This is a genomic window from Variovorax sp. OK605 (assembly GCF_900115445.1).
Taxonomy (GTDB): Bacteria; Pseudomonadota; Gammaproteobacteria; order Burkholderiales; family Burkholderiaceae_C; genus Variovorax.
Genome location: NZ_FOWL01000001.1, coordinates 688,262 through 708,696 on the forward strand (window position 1 = coordinate 688,262; position 20,435 = coordinate 708,696).

General features: G+C 68.9%; 19 protein-coding genes. 10 read left to right on the forward strand and 9 right to left on the reverse strand.

Features of this window, described 5'->3' with window-relative positions:
- Positions 1-34: 34 nt before the first annotated feature.
- The 8 genes from BM013_RS03220 (at position 35) to BM013_RS03255 (ending at position 10,475) form a co-directional block, all read left to right on the forward strand.
- Entirely contained in the window at positions 35-2,551 is a 2,517-nt protein-coding gene (locus BM013_RS03220) for a sodium-translocating pyrophosphatase (protein WP_093123353.1), read from the forward strand.
- Position 2,552: 1 nt separating this feature from the next.
- Positions 2,553-2,921, forward strand: coding sequence for a nuclear transport factor 2 family protein (locus tag BM013_RS03225; protein ID WP_093122685.1), 369 nt, complete (start codon positions 2,553-2,555; stop codon positions 2,919-2,921).
- A 61-nt stretch (positions 2,922-2,982) separates the two neighbouring features.
- The gene (locus BM013_RS03230; RefSeq protein ID WP_093122687.1) at positions 2,983-4,884 is read left to right on the forward strand and encodes a YhgE/Pip domain-containing protein; all 1,902 of its coding nucleotides are present in this window, start codon (positions 2,983-2,985) and stop codon (positions 4,882-4,884) included.
- 44 nt (positions 4,885-4,928) lie between these two features.
- Positions 4,929-5,651 (forward strand): MerR family transcriptional regulator, encoded by a 723-nt coding sequence (locus BM013_RS03235; protein WP_093122689.1) that lies wholly within the window; start codon positions 4,929-4,931, stop codon positions 5,649-5,651.
- 4 nt (positions 5,652-5,655) lie between these two features.
- Positions 5,656-7,125 (forward strand): TolC family protein, encoded by a 1,470-nt coding sequence (locus BM013_RS03240; RefSeq protein ID WP_256221368.1) that lies wholly within the window; start codon positions 5,656-5,658, stop codon positions 7,123-7,125.
- Positions 7,125-8,111, forward strand: a complete 987-nt coding sequence (locus BM013_RS03245; RefSeq protein ID WP_093122693.1) for an HlyD family secretion protein — start codon at positions 7,125-7,127, stop codon at positions 8,109-8,111. The genes BM013_RS03240 and BM013_RS03245 overlap by 1 nt, the downstream gene beginning before the upstream one ends.
- A 19-nt stretch (positions 8,112-8,130) precedes the next feature.
- Positions 8,131-9,315 (forward strand): ABC transporter permease, encoded by a 1,185-nt coding sequence (locus BM013_RS03250; protein ID WP_093122695.1) that lies wholly within the window; start codon positions 8,131-8,133, stop codon positions 9,313-9,315.
- Positions 9,315-10,475, forward strand: a complete 1,161-nt coding sequence (locus BM013_RS03255; RefSeq protein ID WP_093123356.1) for an ABC transporter permease — start codon at positions 9,315-9,317, stop codon at positions 10,473-10,475. The genes BM013_RS03250 and BM013_RS03255 overlap by 1 nt, the downstream gene beginning before the upstream one ends.
- On the opposite strand, the gene BM013_RS03260 is transcribed toward BM013_RS03255, so the two are convergent.
- On the reverse strand, positions 10,472-11,101 hold the full coding sequence (locus BM013_RS03260) for a TetR/AcrR family transcriptional regulator (protein WP_093122697.1): 630 nt from the start codon (positions 11,099-11,101) through the stop codon (positions 10,472-10,474). The two genes, BM013_RS03255 and BM013_RS03260, sit on opposite strands and share 4 nt — an antisense overlap.
- 141 nt (positions 11,102-11,242) lie before the next feature.
- Between BM013_RS03260 and BM013_RS03265 the strand changes: the two genes are divergently transcribed.
- On the forward strand, positions 11,243-12,103 hold the full coding sequence (locus BM013_RS03265; protein ID WP_093122699.1) for a metal-dependent hydrolase: 861 nt from the start codon (positions 11,243-11,245) through the stop codon (positions 12,101-12,103).
- 7 nt (positions 12,104-12,110) lie between these two features.
- Here BM013_RS03265 and BM013_RS03270 read toward each other — a convergent pair whose 3' ends face one another.
- From BM013_RS03270 to BM013_RS03305, 8 genes are all read right to left on the reverse strand, one after another.
- Positions 12,111-12,698, reverse strand: coding sequence for a hypothetical protein (locus BM013_RS03270; RefSeq protein WP_093122701.1), 588 nt, complete (start codon positions 12,696-12,698; stop codon positions 12,111-12,113).
- A gap of 255 nt (positions 12,699-12,953) precedes the next feature.
- Entirely contained in the window at positions 12,954-13,184 is a 231-nt protein-coding gene (locus BM013_RS03275; RefSeq protein ID WP_093122703.1) for a hypothetical protein, read from the reverse strand.
- Entirely contained in the window at positions 13,171-13,533 is a 363-nt protein-coding gene (locus tag BM013_RS03280; protein ID WP_093122705.1) for a hypothetical protein, read from the reverse strand. The genes BM013_RS03275 and BM013_RS03280 overlap by 14 nt, the downstream gene beginning before the upstream one ends.
- A gap of 27 nt (positions 13,534-13,560) precedes the next feature.
- Positions 13,561-14,472 (reverse strand): DUF6999 family protein, encoded by a 912-nt coding sequence (locus BM013_RS03285; protein WP_093122706.1) that lies wholly within the window; start codon positions 14,470-14,472, stop codon positions 13,561-13,563.
- Positions 14,473-14,491: 19 nt separating this feature from the next.
- Entirely contained in the window at positions 14,492-16,417 is a 1,926-nt protein-coding gene (locus BM013_RS03290; protein WP_093122709.1) for a StlD/DarB family beta-ketosynthase, read from the reverse strand.
- Positions 16,418-16,421: 4 nt separating this feature from the next.
- Positions 16,422-17,378: a fatty acid desaturase gene (locus tag BM013_RS03295; RefSeq protein WP_093122712.1), complete on the reverse strand. Its 957-nt coding sequence runs from the start codon at positions 17,376-17,378 to the stop codon at positions 16,422-16,424.
- Positions 17,356-18,132, reverse strand: a complete 777-nt coding sequence (locus BM013_RS03300; protein ID WP_093122715.1) for a sterol desaturase family protein — start codon at positions 18,130-18,132, stop codon at positions 17,356-17,358. Before BM013_RS03300 ends, BM013_RS03295 begins: the two co-directional genes overlap by 23 nt.
- A gap of 9 nt (positions 18,133-18,141) precedes the next feature.
- Complete coding sequence (locus tag BM013_RS03305; protein ID WP_093122718.1) at positions 18,142-19,716, reverse strand: phospholipase D family protein; 1,575 nt, start codon at positions 19,714-19,716, stop codon at positions 18,142-18,144.
- A gap of 130 nt (positions 19,717-19,846) precedes the next feature.
- On the opposite strand from BM013_RS03305, the gene BM013_RS03310 reads away from it, so the two are divergent.
- Entirely contained in the window at positions 19,847-20,401 is a 555-nt protein-coding gene (locus tag BM013_RS03310) for a peroxiredoxin (RefSeq protein ID WP_093122721.1), read from the forward strand.
- Positions 20,402-20,435 lie beyond the last annotated feature (34 nt).

The following is a 20,435-nucleotide window of genomic DNA, read 5'->3' on the forward strand; positions in this document are numbered from 1 at the left end:
ACAAGTCTTAAACGAACGAATGGAGAAGCAAAGCATGATCGGCAACACCCCCCTGATACTGGCCGTCGTCTGTGGCCTCGTGGCCGTGGCCTACGGTTTCTGGGCCCGAAGTTGGATTCTCGCGAAGGACCCCGGCAACGCCCGCATGCAGGAGATTGCAGCGGCCATCCAGGCCGGCGCCTCCGCCTACCTTGCCAAGCAGTACAGCACCATTGCCATCGTCGGCGTGGTGCTCGCCGTGCTCATCGCCCTCTTCCTCGACCTGACCACCGCGGTCGGCTTCGTGGTGGGCGCGGTGCTCTCGGGGGCCTGCGGCTTCATCGGCATGAACGTGTCGGTGCGCGCCAATGTGCGCACGGCGCAGGCGGCCACGCACGGCATCGGCCCGGCACTCGACGTCGCGTTCCGCGGCGGCGCCATCACCGGCATGCTGGTGGTGGGCCTGGGCCTGCTGGGCGTGTCGGTCTTCTACTGGGTGCTGGCCGCCGGCGGCATTCCCGCCGGGCCGCACGGCCTCTCGGCCCTGCTCAACCCGCTGATCGGCTTTGCCTTCGGCTCCTCGCTGATCTCGATCTTCGCGCGGCTGGGCGGCGGCATCTTCACCAAGGGCGCCGACGTGGGCGCCGACCTGGTGGGCAAGGTCGAGGCCGGCATCCCCGAAGACGACCCGCGCAACCCCGCCGTCATTGCCGACAACGTGGGCGACAACGTCGGCGACTGCGCCGGCATGGCGGCCGACCTGTTCGAGACCTACGCCGTGACGCTCATCGCCACCATGGTGCTGGGCGCGCTGATGGTCACGGCCGCGCCCACCAACGCGGTGCTGTACCCGCTGGCGCTGGGCGGCGTGTCGATCATCGCGTCGATCATCGGCTGCTTCTTCGTGAAGGCCTCGCCGGGCATGGTCAACGTGATGCCGGCGCTCTACAAGGGCCTGGCGGTGGCGGGCGTGCTGTCGCTGATCGCGTTCTGGTTCATCACGAGCTGGCTGATTCCCGACAACGCCATTGCGCCCAGCGGCAGCCAGCTGAAGCTGTTCGGCGCCTGCTTCGTGGGCCTGGCGCTCACGGCGGCGCTGGTGTGGATCACCGAGTACTACACCGGCACGCAGTACAAGCCCGTGCAGCACATCGCGCAGGCGTCGACCACCGGGCACGGCACCAACATCATCGCGGGCCTGGGCGTGTCGATGCGCTCCACGGCCTGGCCGGTGATCTTCGTGTGCATCGCCATCCTGGCCTCATACACGCTGGCGGGCCTGTTCGGCATCGCGGTGGCCGCCACGTCGATGCTGAGCATGGCCGGCATCGTGGTCGCGCTGGACGCCTACGGCCCTATCACCGACAACGCCGGCGGCATTGCCGAGATGAGCGACCTGCCCGCCAGCGTGCGCGCCGTGACCGACCCGCTCGACGCCGTGGGCAACACCACCAAGGCCGTGACCAAGGGCTATGCCATCGGCTCGGCCGGCCTCGCCTCGCTGGTGCTCTTTGCCGACTACACCCACAAGCTCGAGAGCTTCGGCCAGGCCATCAGCTTCAACTTGAGCGACCCGATGGTGATCGTCGGCCTGTTCATCGGCGGGCTGATTCCCTACCTCTTCGGCGCGATGGCCATGGAAGCCGTGGGCCGCGCGGCCGGTGCGGTGGTGGAAGAAGTGCGCCGCCAGTTCCGCGACATCCCCGGCATCATGGAAGGCACCGGCAAGCCCGAGTACGGCAAGGCCGTGGGCATGCTGACCGGCGCGGCCATCAAGGAAATGATGATCCCGTCGCTGCTGCCGGTGCTGGTGCCGATCGTGGTGGGCCTGGTGCTCGGGCCGAAGGCGCTGGGCGGGTTGCTGATGGGCACCATCGTCACGGGCCTGTTCGTCGCCATCAGCATGTGCACGGGCGGCGGCGCGTGGGACAACGCCAAGAAGTACATCGAGGACGGCCACTTCGGCGGCAAGGGCAGCGAGACGCACAAGGCCGCCGTCACCGGCGACACCGTGGGCGACCCCTACAAGGACACCGCCGGCCCGGCCGTGAACCCGCTGATCAAGATCATCAACATCGTGGCGCTGCTCATCGTGCCGCTGGTGGTGAAGTTCCATGCCGGCGATGCGGCCGCGGCCGTGCCGGCCAAGGTCGAGACGCCGCCTGCGGCCATGGCACCGGCCGCGATGGCGCCATCGACACCCGCTGCCGTGGTGGCGGCGGGCGCCGTGTCGGCCGCGGAAGCCGCGGCGGTGAAGGTCGAGAACGGCGTCGTGAAGTTCTACTTCGCGAGCGCCAGCGCCGAGGTGGCGCCCAACGCCAAGGAGGCGCTGGCCGACGTCATCAAGGCCGTGCAGAGCGGCAGCACCGTGCTGGTGAGCGGCTACCACGACGCCAGCGGCGACGCGGCCAAGAATGCCGAGCTGGCCAAGCAGCGCGCCATGGCCGTGAGCGACGCGCTCAAGGCGGCCGGTGCGCCCGAAGACAAGATCGAGCTGGCCAAGCCCGAGCAGTCGCAGGCCGACGGCCCGCCCTCCGAGGCGCGGCGGGTGGAGGTCAAGGTCAAGTCCTGACATGCCCACGCCCGAGCGGCTCGAAGCCTTCATTGCCGCCGTCGAAGGCGGCGCGCATGCCAAGGCCATCGTGGACTACTACACCGAGGACGCCACCATGCGCGAGAACCAGGCCGAGCCGCGGCGCGGCCGCGCCACGCTGGTGGCACAGGAAAGCGCCGTGCTCGCACGCACCGAGTCGGTGGCGTCCACCTGCGTGCGGCCGGTGCTGGTGAACGGCGACCACGTGGCGATCCACTGGGTCTTCGACTTCACCTTCAAGGGGGGCAGCGCCATGCGCATGGAAGAAATCGCCTGGCAGCGCTGGGAAGGCGAGCGCATCGCGGAGGAACAGTTCTTCTACGACCCCGCGCAGCGAAAGCCGGCCTGAACAGTCCTGAACGGGCCTCGCTTGCAACAGACCGTCATGGCGCTTGAGACACACTAGCGCCATGCAGTACCTCCACGCACTGTTTGCCGGCACCTGGGCCATCGCCCGGGCCGAGCTGGCGATCGTGCGGCGCTTTCCGCGCATCCTGCTGGCGGTGGTGGCGGTGGGCGTGGTGCCGGCGATCTACGCGCTGATCTACCTCACGAGCGTGTGGGACCCGGCCGGCCACACGGCCGACCTGCCCGCGGCCATCGTGAACCAGGACAGCGGCGTGACCTACATGGCGCACTCGGTGAACGTGGGCGACGAGCTCACCCGCTCCCTGCTCGAGAAGCGCGCCTTCGGCTTTCGCACCATGACCGACCCCGAGGCCGCGCGCGCCGAGGTGCGGCGCGGCACCCTGGCCTTCGCGCTGCTGATTCCGGCCGACTTCAGCGCCAATGCCGTGCCAGGCACGCACCGCGGTGCCGGCCAGCTGGTGGTCTACACCTCGGAGGGCAACAACTACAGCTCGGCCGGCCTGGCCCGCCGCTTCGCGGGCGAGCTCGGGCACCAGGTCAACGAGATGCTCAACGAGCAGCGCTGGGAGCTGGTGCTGAACGCCGCCTCGGGCTCGCAACAGCGGCTGGAGCAGCTCAAGCAGGCGCTGCTGCAGCTGCGCGACGGCAGCCAGACGCTGGCCAACGGCGCCATCCAGTACAGCGCCGCGGCCCAGCAGGTGGGCAGCGGCTTCAAGCAGGTCAACGGCGGCATCCGCACCATCCAGTCGAAACTGCCGGCCGATGCCGACCTGCGCGCGATCAAGTCCGGTGCACAGCAGCTCACGGCGGGCCAGCGCGAGCTCGGCAGCGGGCTCGCGCAGATCGACGACGGCCTCGACCAGCTGACCGGCGGCGCCAGCCAGCTCGGCGACGGCGCGCGACGGATGCAGAAGGAGTCGGCCGACATTCCCTTCGTGGGCGACCGCCTCGCCCGGGGCGCCGGCGAGCTCGCGGCCGGCGCCGACAAGCTGCGCGGCGGCCTCGGCCAGGCGCAGGCCGCCATGGCCAAGGCCGAGGAAGGCAACCAGAAGCTCGTGGCCGGCGCCTCGGCGCTGGAAGGCGGCGTCGGCAAGCTCACCGACGGCATGGGGGCGCTGTCCGCCGGCATCCGCACCATGGCCGGCAAGCTGCCCGAAGACCGCAAGCTCGACGAATTCATGCAGGGCGGCGCGCAACTCTCGCAAGGCGCGCAGCGGCTGCTGACGGGCGTGCGCACCATCGAGGCCGCCCTGCCCGCTTCGATCACGCGCATCCAGGGCAGCGCCTCGGGCCTGGCCGACTCGGTCGAGCCCAAGGTCGAGGTGGTGGCGCCGGTGGCCAACAACGGCAGCGCCTTCGTGCCCAACATGGTGTCGGTGGCGCTGTGGATCGGCGCGGTGATGGCCGGCTACCTGTTCAACATCCGCATCGTGCTGGCCGACCACACCCACTACCCGAGGCTGGCGAAGACGCTCGGCAAGATCACCATGCCGGCGCTCATCGTGCTGCTGCAGGTGGCGCTGGTGCTGGCCACGCTGCTGGGCGTGCTGCAGGTGCAGGCGCCGCGGGTGGCGGCGCTGGCGCTCACGATGGCGCTGGCCTCGCTGGTGTTCCTGGTGGTGCTGTTCGCCATCCTGCATGTGTTCGGCGACTTCGGGCGCATCCTGACCGTGCTGCTGCTCACGCTGCAGCTGTCGGCCGGCGGCGGCGTGCTGCCGGTGGAGCTGTCGGCCGGCTTCTTCCGCGACGTGCACAGCTGGCTGCCCTTCAGCTGGGTGGTGCAGGCCTTCCGCGCCGTGATGTTCGGCGCCTTCGACAACGGCTGGGCGCACGCCTGCGGCGTGGTGGTGCTGTCGGGCGCGGTGGCGGTCGGGTTGATGGCACTCTTCGGCAAGTGGAAGGAAGTGCTGCTCGCCGACTACAAGCCGACCATCCAGATCTAGAACCGATCTATGTGACGTTTACGATGTAACATTCAATCCGTCACATGAACACCACCGCCGCTCCCGACGCCGATCAAGCCCTTTCCATCGAGGAACTGGCCGCGCGCACGGGCGTCACGGTGCGCAACATCCGCGCCTACACCACGGCCGGGCTGCTGCCGCCGCCCCGCCTGCGCGGACGCCTGGGGCTGTACGGCGACGAGCATGCCCAACGCCTCGGGCTGATCCGCGCGTTGCGCGACCAGGGCTTCGGCATCGAGGCCATCCGCCGCATCTTCGCGCGCGCGCCGGCCTCGTCCTGGCCCGACCTGGTGGCCGTGGCGCGCTCCGTCTCGGGCAGCCTGTTCGCCGAAGAGCAACCGGTGGTGGTCTCGGCCAAGGCGCTGGCCGCCAAGTGGCAGGGCCAGATGACGCCCGCCCTGCTCGCGCGGGCCACCAAGGCCGGCCTGATGCGCGAGCTGCCCGACGGCCAGGTGCAGATGCTCAGCCCCGCGCTCGGCCAGGTCGCCGAACAGCTGGCCGCGCTCGGGCTGCCCCTGGAAGCCGCGATCGGCATGCAGGAAACCATGGCCCGCACCTTGCGGACCGTGGCACGCCACTGGCTGCGCACGCTGGCCGACAGCCTGCTGAGCGGCAACCCCATCGACCCCGAGCGCACCGCCCAGCTGCTCGAGAAGGCGCGCCCGCTCGCTACCGGCGCGGTGCAGGCCGCGTTCCCCGTGATCCTGCAGCAGGAGCTCGACGCCCTGCTGCGCAAGGCCGCCTGAAACGATGACACGACCTCGCCCCGCCCTTCTGCCCTCCCTGCTTCTGCTGCCGGCCATGCTCGGGCTTGGCGCCGCGGCCTTCGCGCAGGCGCAGGCGCAGGCGCAGACGCAGGTGCAAACGCAGGCCCAGCCCCGGGGCGACGCCCTGTCGCTGAGCTTCGACGCCGCTCGCGCCCGCATGATCGACCGCTCCGACAAGCTGGCCGCCGCCCGCGCCGCGGTCGAGTCCAAAGAGCTGCAGGGCGAAGGCGTCAAGCGCCTGGGCGGCCCGGTGGTCAGCATCTCTGGCCTGGCCTATGCCTACAACGCCAACCTGAACCTCGACCTCGATCCGCTCAACCAGAAGCTCGGGCAGATCGGCTCCTCGCTGCCCTCGTCGATCCAGAGCTTCATCTCGCGCGTGCCGATTCCGCAACTGCCCAACAGCTACACGCTGAACCGCCACGACACCGGGACCAACACCTCGATCTCGGCGGTGTGGCCGCTGTACGTGGGCGGCGCCACCGACGCGGTGCGCGGCTTCGTGTCGGCGCAGACGCGCGAGGCGCAGGCCGATGCCGAGCAGGCCGGCCACGAGGTCGACACGCTGCTGGTGCAGCGCTACTTCGGCGCCCAGCTCGCGCAGCGCGCGGCCACGCTGCGCGCGCAGGCCGAGCGCACCATCGCGCAACACGATTCGGCGGCGCAGAAGATGCTCGCGGCCGGCGTGATCTCGCGCGTCGAGCGGCTGCAGGCCAGCGCGGCGTACGAGGAAGCCCGCCGCAATGCGCGCAAGGCGGAAGACGACGCCGCGCTGGCGGCCGTGGCGCTGGCGCGCACGGTGCGCGCCGACGGCAGCGTGGCACCGCAGACGCCGCTGTTCATCATCAGCACGCCGGTCGAGCCGCTGGGCTACTTCATCGATTCGGCGCTCACGCGGCACCCCGGCCTGGGCAAGGTCGCCGCCAAGAAGTCGCAGGCCGAGCAACTGCACGAAGGCGAGGAGGCACTGCGCCGCCCGCAGATCATTGCCTTCGGCACGCGCGAACTCAAGAGCGGCAATGCCGACTGGGTGGCCGGCGTCGGCGTGCGCTGGACGCTGTACGACTCGGTCGACCGCAGCGCCCTGTCGGCCGCCTCGCTCAAGCAGATCGAGCAGGCCGAGCGCACCGACGCGCAGGCGCGCAGCGACATCTCGCTGCTGGTGGAGCGCAACTGGCGCGCGCTGGAGAACGCGCGGCGCCAGTACATGGAAATGAAGGCCTCGGTCGCGCTGGCGCAAGAGGTCGTCAAGCTGCGCACCTCGGGCCTGCGCGAAGGCACGAGCACCACGCTCGACCTGATCGACGCCGAGACCAACCAGGCCAAGGTGCTGACCGAACGCGCGCAGGCCGCCAACGACTACGTGCAGGCGCTCGCGCAACTGCTCGAGAGCGCCGGCCTTTCCGACAGGTTTTCCGACTACGTCGCGCGTGCCGACGTAAGGGTGAATTGATGATGAGTGCCAAGACCCGCAAACTGATCGCGATACTCGCCGCCCTGCTGGTGCTGGCGGTGCTGGTGTGGGGCTTCTGGCGCGCGTCGCAGCCCGCACCCGAGGTGTTCCAGGGCCAGATGGAGGCGCGCGAGACCGACGTGGCCGGCAAGGTGACGGCGCGCGTGGCCGAAGTGCTGGTGAAGGAAGGCGACCGCATCGCCGCCGGCGCGGTGCTGGTGCGCATGGACAGCCCCGAGGTGCGCGCCAAGCTGGCCCAGGCCACCGCCGCCGAACAGGCCGCGCAGGCCGTGGCCGAGAAGGCGCAGAACGGCGCGCGGCCGCAGGAAATCGAGATGGCGCGCATGCAGTGGCAGCGCGCCGAAACCGCGGCGCAGCTTGCGCAGACCTCGTTGCGCCGTGTCGACGGGCTGGCGCGCGAAGGCCTGGTGGCCGACCAGAAGCGCGACGAGGCCGAAGCCAACTGGAAGGCCTCGCGCGACGCCGCCATCGCGGCCAGGGCGCAGTACGACATGGCCCGCAGCGGCGCACGGCCGGAAGACAAGGCCGCGGCCAGCGCGCAGGCCCGCCAGGTGGCCGGCGTGGTCGCCGAGGCCGAAGCCGCCAAGGCCGAGACCGAGCTGCGCAGCCCCGTCGGCGGCGAGGTGGCGAAGGTGCTGGCCAAGGTCGGCGAGCTGTCGCCGCAAGGCGTGGCGGTGGTCACCGTGGTCGACCTGGCCGACCAGTGGCTGGTGCTGAACGTGCGCGAAGACCGTCTCGCGCGCTTCGCGCTCGGCAGCGAATTCGATGCGCGCCTGCCCGCGCTGGCGGAAGGCAAACGCACGGCGCGCTTCAAGGTCTACTACAGCGCCGTGCTGCCCGATTTCGCGACGTGGCGCGCCACGCGCGGCGGCAACGGCTTCGATGTGCGCACCTTCGAGGTTCGCGCGCGGCCCGTGAAGCCGATCGAAGGCGCGCGGCCCGGCATGAGCGTGCTGGTCGACTGAGCCCGCACGGACTTCTTCGATGAGCCTGCGCGGCTTCTCCACCGCCAGCGCACGGCGCGAATTCGCGCTGCTGCGCACGCGCCCGTGGGACCTCGCCATGATCTCGTGGGTGCCGCTGCTCGCGGTGTGGCTGATCTGGTGGATCTTCTCGGCCGGCCTGCCCGAGCGACTGCCGATCGGCGTGCTCGACCAGGACCACTCGTCCCTCTCGCGCCAGCTGGTGCGATTTCTCGACGCCACGCCGGGCCTGCGCGTGGTGCAGCAATACGGCGACGAAGGCGAGATGGCGCGCGCGCTGACCAACGGCGCGGTCGATGCGGCGGTGCAGTTGCCGCGCGACCTGAGCCGCGACGTGAAGCAAGGCCGCGTCGGCCAGGTCGTGCTGCTGCACAACGCGCAGCTGGGCACGCATTCGAGCCTGATCCAGCGCGACGTGCGCACCGCGGTGGCCACCGTGTCGGGCGGCGTGGAGCTCACGGTGCGCAACAAGCGCGGCGAGTCGATGCGGGCCGCGCGCGTGAGCATGGAGCCGATCAAGGCCAGCATGGTGGCGCTGTTCAACACCTCGACCGACTACGAACAGTTTCTGGGTGCCGCGCTGATCCCGGCGCTGCTGCACATCCTTGCGATGACGGCGGGCGCGTGGGCCGTGGGGCGCGAGCTGCGCGACCGCAGCATCGGCGAATGGCTGGGCGCGGCGCCGCGCTGGCACGAGGCGCTGGCCGCGCTGGCGGGCAAGCTCGCGCTGCCGTTCGCGAGCCTTTCGACGGTGGCGGTCGCGGCCATGCTGTGGATCACGGCGGGACGCGGATGGCATCCACCCGGCTCGCTCGGCTGGACGCTGTTCGCGCTGGTGGTGTTCCTGGCGCTGTCGATCGCGCTCGGCGCTTTCGTGTCGGGTCTCACGCGCTCGCTGCGCACCGCGCTGTCGGCCACGGGCTTCATCACCGCGCCGGCCTTCGCGTTCGGCGGCGTGGGCTTTCCGCTGGTGGCAATGCCCTTCTTCGCGCACGCATGGGCCAGCCTGCTGCCCTACACGCACTACATCCGCGTGCAGATGGAGCAGCTGCAGATGGGCGCGCCGCTGGCGCACTCGGCGGCGACGCCGCTGTGGATGGTGCTGGGCACGGCCGTGCTGCTGGCGCTGTGCGCCGGGGCGCTGGCGCGGGCCGCCAGGGCACCCGAGAGCTGGGGCGCACGCTGATGGCGACCAACGAACGCACCCACCTCGGCGCCGCATGGCGCGACACCGCGCTGGCCGTGCTGCGCGACAAGGGCGTGGTGCTGATCATGCTGCTCGCGCCCATCATCTACGGCTTCTTCTACCCGTGGCCCTACGGCACGCAGGCCGTGACGCGCGTGCCGGTGGCGGTGGTCGACCAGGACCACAGCTCGCTGTCGCGGCAGATCGCGCGCTTTGCGATGGCCAACCCGCGGCTCGACGTGCGCATGGTCACGGGCGACGTGCACGAGGCGCAGCAGGCGCTGTGGCGCGGCGAGATCGAGGGCTACGCGCTGCTGCCGGCGGACCTCAAGCGCGACGTGCTGCGCGGCACGCCGGCGGTTGTCACCATCGAGGGCAACGGCGCGTATGCCTTGCTCAACAAGGCGGTGCTGTACGGCTTCTCCGAGGCCGTGGGCACGGTGTCGGCGGGCGTGGAAATCCGCAAGCTGCAGGCCGGCGGCCAGAGCGCGGTCCAGGCCGCACGCAGCCGCAGCCCGCTCAACACGCAACTGGTCGCGCTGTTCAACCCGACCGAAGGCTACGGCAGCTACGTGGTGCCGGCGGTGGCGCTGCTGATCCTGCAGCAGACGCTGCTGATGGGCGCCGCAATGCTCGCGGGCACCTGGGCCGAGGCCGGGCGGCTGCGGGCCTCGATGGGTGCGTGGCTGGGACGGCTGGGGGCGCTCTCGGTGTTCGGCTACCTGAGCGGGCTTTTCTACTTCGGCTGGGTGTTCTTCCTGCAGGACTATCCGCGCGGCGGCAACCCGTGGGGCGCGCTGGTGCTGCTGGCGTTCTACGTGCCGGCGATCTGCACGCTCGGCCTGCTGCTGGGCTGCTGGTTCCGCGACCGCGAGCGGGCCCTGCAGGTGCTGCTGTTCACTGCCCTGCCGATGGCCTTTCTCTCGGGCTTCTCGTGGCCCGTGGAGGCCTTGCCGGGGCCGCTGCAGGCGCTGCGCTGGGTCTTCCCGAGCACCTCGGGCATCCAGGCCTCGCTGCGGCTGAACCAGATGGGCGCGCCGTTGCATGACGTGCTGCCCTGCCTCGGCGTGCTGGCCGCCCTGATCTTCTCAGGCCTCTTGACGCTGTGGCTCGCGGCCACGCCGCGCGCCGCCGGCGCGAAACCCGTTCAATCAGCCTAGCGTCGGCTCTCGGCGGCCACCGCGCGCACCAGCCGCGTGGCGGGCGCCACCAGCTCGCGCAGGTCGCCCGCACGGTCCTGCTCGATGGCCTGCAGCACCAGTTCGTTGATGCCACCGACCACGGTCATGGCCATTTCGCCGGTCAGGTGCGCGGGAGGGCCTTCGGCACTGCCGCTGCTGTTGATTGCCACCTGGATGAAGTTGGCGATCTCGTCGTTCACGCGGCGCCGCACCACCAGGCCGGGCATGCCCAGGCCGAGGATCTCGACGAAGAGCGTGCGCAGCAGCACGGGGTCTTGCGCCAGGTAATCGAAGTACGCGGTCATCGCCTGCTCGACCTGCGCGTGCCAGGGCTGCACCGGGTCGAAGGCCTCGCTCACGGCCTGCAGCGCGAGGCGGCTGGCGGTTTCATAGAGCGCGATCAGGCACTCGGTCTTGGTGCTGAAGTGTTCGTAGAAGGTGCGGCGCGACACGGCGGCCTCGCGCACGATGTCGGCAATGGTGGTCTCGGCATAGCCCTTGGCGGCCACGGCTTGCGCCATGCCCTGGAGAAGACGCGTGTAGTGCTCGCTGCCCGGGCCCTCGGCGGACTTGGAGGGGGCTGCTTTATCGATGGTTTCGCTCATGGAAGGTACATTTTCCTACGGCCCGGTACTTGACAGTACCAGTTCACAATTGCACCATGACGGCATGCGGTACGACGTTGTACCAACGTTGCGCCGGTTTTCCACTCCACGCATGCCGTGTTTTCCCGAGGCCCGCTCCCCATGACCGAACTCGTCGTCCGCCGTCTCCTGATCGACCTGCAGTCGCCCTTCGCCCGCAACTGGTGTGGCGGCGACGCCTTCTCGAGCGCCTTTTTCAACGCCCTGTCGATGAGTTTTCCCTTCGGCGAGCAGTTCTTCATCGACGCGGTGCGCGACGCCGTGGCCACGCTGCCGCCCGAGGCGCAGGACAAGCACCGCGCCGACGTGCGCGGCTTCATCGGGCAGGAAGCGACGCACCGGCGCATCCATTCGCTGTTCAACAACCACCTCGAGAGCCAGGGCCTGGTCGACGGCTGGACCGCGCGCGCCAGCAAGCGCTTGACCCTGATGGAGCAAGCCGATCCGCGCCATGCCTTGGCGGTGACGGCGGCCACCGAGCACTTCACGGCGATGTTCGCCGAGTGGCTGCTGGCGCACCCGCAGATCCTCGACGGCGCCGAGCCCCGCCTGCGCACCATGTGGCTGTGGCACAGCGCCGAAGAGCTGGAGCACAAGAGCGTGGCCTTCGACGTCTACAAGGCCGCAGGCGGCTCCGACGAATGGCGCAACCGCTGGTTCCGCCGCGTGACGATGATGTTTCTCGGCGACCTGATGCGCCAGACCATCGACAACCTGCGCCACGAGAAGCAGCTGTGGAAGTGGTCGACCTGGAAGAGCGCCGCGCGCATCCTGCTGAGCCGCGACGGGCTGCTGCGCGGCAACCTGGCCGGCTGGCGCAGCTACCTGCGCGCGGACTTCCATCCGGCGCAGCAGGACAGCAGCCTGTCGGAGCGTTGGCTGGCGGACAACCGCGCGCAGTACACGCCGGTAGGCGCTGGCGCCGCAGCCTCGGAGGCCGCGGCTACCCCTACCGCTGCTTGAAGCCGAATCAGTTGTAGCTGGAGCGCTGCGGCACGCCGGTGGCGATCTGCTGGTGCTCGGGGCGCAGCGTGAGGTCATGCAGCGTGTCGAAATCGGAGGGTGCATCGGGCACGCGCATCACGGTTTCGAGCTCGTGCATAGAGATGACCCAGCGGCCGGCCGGCGACTCGGCCGGTTCGTCGTTGGCGAACACACCGTCGCGGATGTAGAAGGTCTCGCCTTCCGAGCGTTCGGCGTGCAGTTCGAGCAGGCGGGCGATCGAGAAGTTGTACGTCACGAGCTTCTCGCGCGTCTTGCGGTCCTTGCCACCGCAGTTGAACGAGCCTTCGGCCGCGATGACGATGCAGGAGCCGTCCACGCCCCCGTCCATGTCGATCTCGTTGCCCGAGCGCCAGATGGCGTTGGGCAGGCGCACGCGGACCTTGTCGATCACCAGGTCGCGTTGCCGGTTGAGGCTTCCCAGGGGCGGCACCAGCGAACGCAGCTGACGCAGGCGCTCGGCGAAGTTGTCGTCCATCAGGAACTCGACATGGTGGGTCGCGCTGCCCGAGGAGCGCTTGACCACCTGCATGATGACGGCGCGCGGTTTAGCCATGGCTCAAACCCTTTGCAAGCATTGAATTCCATGTGGTCCCGCCCGGGGCGTCGATGGCGTGGCTGCAATTCATTGGAAATCGACTACAAATTAGAACTTAGGAATAAATGCAATTAGCTGCATCATTTGTTTCCAACTGTATAGCGATTGGGGCCGATGTGGAAGCCAATCCGTGACTTATGCACGTGGGAATGTCGCCAAAACGTCTCGCGGGCGTGCTAACAGGGTACCCTGTCGGCCGCCCGATTCTGGCCCCTATTCCAGGGATTCGTCGAGCGCCTTGCACGAAGGCGCGCAAACGGTCTGGGACTTGCCCAGCACCTGGCGGGTGCGCAGCTGCGAGCGCACGCGGTGCTTGCCGCACATGAAGCACGACATGGTCGCGCCGCTGAAAGACGCCGAAGCGCGGAACGGCGAACCCGGCGCCTTGGACTTGTAACGCAGGCCGTCCGCCACCACCGCCGTTTTCACTTCACCCTTCGCCATGCATCTTGTCCTTGCTGTTCGGTTCGGCACGGCGCATGGCGCGTGCAATGGCTTCCCGGGCGCTGACTTCAGCAGCCAGGGAAGCGTCGAGCGCCGAGCGGCAAAGCCCGGCGTGCTGGTAGTTGAGGTTCTCATAAACCTCGGCCGCGGCCGGATAGGCATCGAGCAGGCGGCCGAGTTCGGCGCCTTGTTCGACATCTTCGAACTCGTGCACAAGGTGCTCGACGACGGAGCGGTATTGCTCTGCGCCGACGGGCACCGGGCTGTGCTCGAGCTTTTCCAGCAGTTGCGCCAGCACGTGGGTCACTGCCAGATCGGTCTTGGGAGACGGATTATCGGTGGTGTTCATGATTTTCCATCTGGGGGCAGCATACGCCTATGCAAGTGGCTGCTCGTACAGGGATGTCTCCGACTCCCCCGCGCGCTGCGCCGCCTGCATCCGCTGGAGCAGGCTGTGGAGCATTTCGGTCGACAAACCGTGGATCACCAGCCGGTGCCCGGCCCGCAGGGTCGACAGCGGCACCAGCGGGTGCTTGTTGTTGACCAGAATGAGGTGTTCCGGCGCGTCCAGCAGGGTTGCCGTGTAGATGCCGATGGTTTCGTCCAGTTGCAAGGAATTCGCCGCCCGCCAGAAATCGTTGTCCGTGAGCATCAGCTGGTAGAGCGGCGTGAACAGCTCGATGGCGCTTTGCAGGTCGAGGAAGTTGAGCCTGCCCTGGGGCATGTCCTCCAGCCGCAGCCCGGGCTCCTTGATCATCGAGAAATCGACGTTCTCGGCCTTGCACAGCGTCAGGCCCTTGTCGCGCAGGGCCGTGTTCAGGCGGATCACGAAATTGAACAGGTTCAGGTCGTGCTTGAGGAACATCTCGTCCTTCAGCGCGTCGATGTCGGCCGGTTCCAGCGGGTTCGTGGCCACCGGCGCCGGCGAGTTCCGCCCGATGAAGGCCAGCACCTGCGAGCCCAGGTGGAAGTGCCGCAGGATCAGCCAGTTGGCCTCCGGCGACACGAAGCGCTTGAGCCCCCACGCCAAAAACCGGTGCAGCAGCATCGAATGCGACCAGTTGCGCGGAACAAACACTTTCACGATCTGGATCAGGATGATCGTCAGCCGCGCCAGCGGCCGCAGGAACGGCAGCAGGTACTGCCGCGAGCCCGAGCTCGAGTCGGCCAGCCACGCCGACTTCACGTTGTCGGGCAGCGGCGTGCTCTGGTCGAGGTACAGCGCCAGCCAGGGGCTGGGGTCGCGCTCGTCGTGCGCCTGGGTCAGGAAATCAGGGGTTCGGTCCATGGGGCCTGTGCTCGGTGATTCATTCGGAGACTCGTTCGGTGCGGTTTTCGGTGATGTGCTGGAACTGCATCAGGTACAGCGCGGCCGTGTGGCGCGCGGTGTCGGCAATCTGGCGCGCGGCACGTGCCTGCCCTTCCACGGCCATCACCATCTCGACCGCCGTGAGCCAGCGGCTCAGGTGATGTTCGTCGTTGTGGCCGTGGTACTCGAGGAAGCGGAAGGCGTCGGGCGGCAGCTTCAGGCTGGCCTTCAGCAGCGGCAGCAGCGCCGGCACGATGCGCTGGCCCGTGCCCTCGATGATGTAGATCGCGCCCAGCAGCCCGATCGGGTCGCGCGTGGCCGCCAGCCCGTGCAGGTAGGCGTTGAGCGCTTCGCCGCCGGGGTTGCGGCGCAGGTCTTCGATGCGCTCGACCGTGCCGCCCGCCTTGCGGTAGTCGCTGAAGAGGATATTGAAGTCGTTCTGTTCCTCGCCCGCATGCACGCCGATCAGCGAGGCCAGCATCTGGTACGGCTCGCTCAGCGAGGCCGCGCCTTCGCGCATCCACAGGCTGCCTTCACGCACCTGCGGCACCCATTGCGCCATCCAGTTCAGGTAGTCGGGCACGGCGAAGCGGCGCTCGCGGATCTGGCGCACCAGCGGCGTGCGCCAGACGCGCGAGCGGTAGTCGTGCCAGATGGCTGCCAGCTCGGTGAGCAAGGCGCCCAGGCCTTCGGGCGCGGCGGCCGGGTCGTGCGGGGGCGCGATGACCAGGTCGTCGTCGGGCACTGCCGCGGCGCGGGGCGCAACCGCCACGGGCGCGGCCCCCACCGGTTCCACCGCCTCCACCTCGAGCAGCATGTACGCGGCCATGAAGCGCCCCGACTCCGGCACGTAACAGAAGATCTGCTCGCCGGGCTTCAGCGTCTTCGTGTGCAGAAACTCGGCCAGCATCACCAGGATCGACGCCGCCCCGGTGTTGCCGCGCCAGGCCAGGTTGCTCCACCAGCGTTCGCGCGGAATCGACAGGTCGGCCTTGGCCATCAGGTCCTCGACCACCGGGATGAATTTTTCCGACGAGTAGTGGCACAGGAAGTGATCGACCCGCTTCGGATCGACCCAGCCGTCGCGCACGAGACCCGCGTACTCGTGGATGCCGATGTCGAACAGGTGCGGCAGCAGGCGAATGTCCTGCCGCAGCGACAAGGCGCCCGCCGCTTCCGCCTCGGCCCACGAGCCGAAGTCGAGGTGCCCGCGCGCGCGGTCTTCGGTCAGGCCCAGCTGCATGCAGACCGGGTAGTCGCCCGAGAAGGCGCGCTGGTGCACCCACTTCAGCTTCAGGCGCAGCCCCGGCACGCCGGCCAGTGCGGGCGTGCCGTCGGACAGCAGCAAGGCGCCCGCGCCATCGGACAGCATCCAGCGCAGGAAGTGCGAGTCGAAGTCGGTCTCGTAGCCGCGCGCCGCGAAGCGCGAGCGCTTGAACAGGCGCGACGGCATCTCGCTGGCCACCGCCATGGCCGAGCGGTGCGCGCCCAGTTCGATGCCCTGCGCCGCCGTCTGGATCGCCGACACGCCCGCCGCGCAGATGCCGTGCACCGAGTGCGTTTCCATCGGCTGCGCGGCCAGTTCGCCCTGGATCATGTTGGCGAAACCCGGCATCAGCGTGTCGCCGCCCGACGAGCCGCTGGCCAGCAGCGACACGCGCGACAGCTCCGCCCCGCCGCGCCGCAGGCAGTCGCGAATGGCGCCGGCCGCAAGCTGGGCGTTGGTGTGCTGCGTCACGCCTTCCGCGTCGATGGCGTAGTGCCGCGTGAGGATGCCGTTCTCCGCCAGGATGCGCCGCTTGATGCGCTCCGACATGCGGTTGAGCGGCGCGATGTACGCGTCCATGCGGTCGTTGGGAACGGGCTCGCCCGGCATGAAATAGCCGGCGCTTTCGAGGTAGACGCGTTGGAATGAAACGGGCATGGGTTCAGGTGATGGATGAATCGGGAGGCATCAGCGGGCGGCTGCGAAAACGCGGCCACACGGGCCCCAGCACGAACACGCGCACCATGTACGGCACCAGCCCGCCCTCGTTGAGCACCGGGTCCACCTGCGCGCGGTAGCGCGTGTCGTGCAGGCGGGTGAGCTCGGACCAATGGGCATGCGGGTTCTCGTGGTGTGCGGTGTGCAGGCCGATGTTGAACAGCAAGGGGTTCACCAGCCCCTCGAAATTGCGGGCGTAGTTCAGCCGGGTACCTGGGGTATCGCCGGGCGCCTCCTTCGAGGAGGCCGCGGGCCGCGTCTTTCGGCCATCGGCGTGCGCGTGCTGCAGGTAGTTGGTCGCCAGCAGCCAGTGCAGGCCGTGCAGCTGCGGCACGATCACGAAGACCAGCGCCTTGCGCCAGTCGAGCGCCAGCAGCACCGCCCAGCTGCCCAGCCACAGCACGTACTGCGCGATGCAGTAGCGCCACGCGCCGCGCCGGTGCCGCCTGAGCCGCCCGAGCCACGCGAAGAACACCGGCATCAGCACCCACACCGCCTGGAACGGGTGCAGCAGGTAGCCCCGCAGGTGGTTGGTGTCGCCGCCGAAACGGTAGGTGCGCGCCACGTCCTTCGGGCCATGCCGGTGGCGATGGTGGTTGGCCACGTGCGCGGGCCAGAACACGAAGGTCGGGTGGCCCTGCAGCAGCGTGATCCACGAGTCGGTCAGCCGGTTCATGCGCCGCCCGCGCCACATGCGCAGGTGCACGTGGTTGTGGTGGATCACGCCCACGCCCAGCGTGAGGAACAGCATCAGCGCATAGAGCACGGCATGGAAGCCGTGCACCCACTGCCACGCCGCCAGCGCGGGCAGCGCCGCGAGATAGGCCAGGCTCTGCCAGTCCCGCCAGTGGCGCAGCCTCGGCCAGCGAGGTCGTGCGTCAGGCGGTGGTCGTGGCGCCATGCTTCTTGCGAAAGGCCTGGAAAAGCGGCTCGGCGGCGTCGGCCGCGATGCGGGTGCGGAACAGCCGGTCCATGAACGTGAACTGGAAGCCGTAGTTCCCGTTGTGCACGGCGTGGTGCAGGTGGTGCCGCCGGCTCGCCGCGAACCAGTGGCTGTACGACACGCCCGTGAAGAAGTCGTAGTTCGAATGCCCGACGCAATTGAAGAACAGGCTGAACACCGGCACCGCCGCCAGCGCCCAGAAGCTGAAGTCGTGCACCACCATCGGCAGCAGGATCACGTTGCCCAGCATCAGCGCCTCGATCGGGTGGAAGCTGTAGGTGGCCCAGGGCGTGGTCACGAACGAGCGGTGGTGCGGCCCGTGAAAGCGCCGCAGCCAGCGCGTGTGCAACAGGCGGTGGTTGACCCAGAAATGCACGTCGTTCCAGACCGCGAGCACGAGAATTTCAAGCGCGACCTGCCGCCAGCCCGCTTCGCCGTCGAGCCGCGCCCAGCCCAGCTGCAGCAAGCCCCACGGAAACACCATGCCCAGCCCGAAGATCAGCACCGACACGCCCGACTGCCCCAGTTCGCGCCGCAGCTGGCCCGGCTGAAGCGGCCGCGGGTCGAGCACGCGCCCGATGCCCAGTGCCGGCAGCACGCGCTTGGTCAGCAGCCACGTGAGGCCGCCGAAACCAAGGTAGATACCGCCAAAAAAAAGCACGCCCCACAGCATGACCTGGGGGGCGGACAACGAGGTGAAAGTCTGCGCCATCCCCCGAGGCTACAACAGCATCTCGGGAACGATCGGCGCAATGAGCATGTTGTAGAAGCGCTGGAAGAATCCCGACTCCGGCTCCGAGGTCAGGATCATTTCCTTCTCGCCGTCGTTGGTGAGCCACTGCAGCGTGCCGGTGTCCTTGGCCAGCCGCAGCCGGTAGGAGTTCTGCAGCTTGCTGATGTTGATGATGCGCAGCATCTCGCGCGCCAGCTGCGGGCTGTCGACCACCACGCCCATCTCGGTGTTCTGGCTCGCCGAGCGCGGGTCGAGGTTCATCGAGCCGATGAAGATGCGCGTCTTGTCGATCGCCGCCGTCTTGGCATGCAGCCGGCCGAGCGACTTGCCGAACATGCCGAAGCGCTCGCCCGCGCTGGTGCGCTGCGGGCTCAGCTCGTACAGGTCGGCGCCGCTTTCCAGCAGCCGCTGGCGGTAGCGCGCGTAGCCGGTGTGCACCAGCGGCTCGTCGTTGGCCGCCAGCGAGTTGGTCAGCAGCGTGAGCTTGACCTTGCGCTTGGCCAGGTCCTCGAAGGCGGCCATGCCGCGCTCGCCCGGCACCAGGTACGGCGAAGTCAGGTCGACCTCGGTCTTGGCGTCCATCAGCAGGCCCCAGACCTTCATCGTCACGCTGGTGGCGATGGCCTCGTCGGCCGTCATGGTGGCGGGCTTGGTGGGCGGATCGGCGATGGCGCGGGCCTCGCCCCACAGCAGGCCCATGCGCCCGGCGTCGAGCTCTTCGGCGATCGGGCCGTAGCCCAGGATGTCGGACGGCGGCAGCACGATCTTGGGCGGCGGCGCGGCCATGCCCACCCAGTTGTCGAAGTCGGCGCCGCCGGGCTTGCGCCCGCCCTCGCCCGTCACGATGTCGGCAATCGGCCAGACCTGCACGCTGTTCCAGTAGGCGTCGAAGATGTTCTCGAGCTGCGGCACCACCTTGCCGACCACCAGCGCGTCCATGTCGATGAAGTTCTGCGCCTCGCTCAGCACGAAATATTCGTCGGCGATGTTGCGCCCGCCCACCACCGCCATCACGCCGTCGGCAATGAAGAGCTTGTTGTGCATGCGGTGGTTCAGGCGCCCAATCTCCCAGGGCGACGCCGCGAAGCGCGACAGGAAGCCGTTGCGCCCGCAGCAGAACGGGTTGAACAGGCGCACGTCCACATTGGGCGTTTCGGACAGCGCCAGCAGCAGTTGCTGGCTCTTCACGGTGTACAGGTCGTCCACCAGCACGCGCACCTTCACGCCGCGGTGGGCGGCTTCGCGCAGCGTGCGCAGCAGCAGCCGGCCGACAGCGTCGTTCTCGAGCTGGTAGTACTGCACCTCCAGCGTGCGCTGGGCCCGCTGGGCCAGCTGGATGCGCGCGTCCAGCGAGTACACGCCCAGCGGCATGAGCCGGAAGCCCGAGTGCTCGTCGGGCGGCGTGGAGGCGGTGGCGATCTTGGCGAGCGTGGTGGTGGGATCGACGGCGGCGGAGAATTCCGCGGGCCGCTCCCGCGCCGGCGGCAGCGAGCCGCAGGCGCCGAGCGCCGCGAGCAGCGCGCCCGCCAGCGCGATGCGCAGAAGGGAAAGCCAGGCGTTCATGATGGTGCGTCCATTGCGTGGTTTTTCAGTTGTTGTATTCAGTACGCCAGCCGGCCGGTGCCGGTTTCAGGGGGCCGTCCCGCGGGTGCGCAGGCCTAGAATTCTGCCCATCCCGCTCAGGAGTTACATCATGGTCCGTTCGCTTTTTTCTCGCATCGCCCTGATGACGGTTCTTGCAGCCTCGACCCACGCCGCCTGGGCTGCCCTGGACATCGGCGACCCCGCGCCCAAGTTCACCGCCAATGCCGCGCTGGGCGGCAAGACCTTCCGCTACTCGCTGGCCGACGCGCTCGCCAAGGGGCCGGTGGTGTTGTACTTCTTTCCGGCCGCCGACTCCAATGACTGCTCGATCGAAGCCCATGCCTTCGCCGAGGCCATCGACAAGTTCGCCGCGCTCGGCGCCACGGTGATCGGCGTCTCGGCGGACGACATCGACACCCTGTCGAAGTTCTCGGTCAAGTCGTGCCAGAGCCGGTTCCCGGTGGCGTCGGACGAAGGCAAGTCGGTGATCCAGGGCTTCGACGCGGTGATGCAGACGCGGCCCGACTTCGCCAACCGCCTGTCTTACGTGATCGCGCCGGACGGCAAGGTCGCGTACTACTACCAGAACCTGAATCCGGACAAGCACGTGGAGCGCACGCTGAATGCGGTGCGGGCGCTGCCGAAGGCGACCGCGGCGAAGTAAGCCGAAGCCCGGGACTCGAGGGACAGCGGCCCGC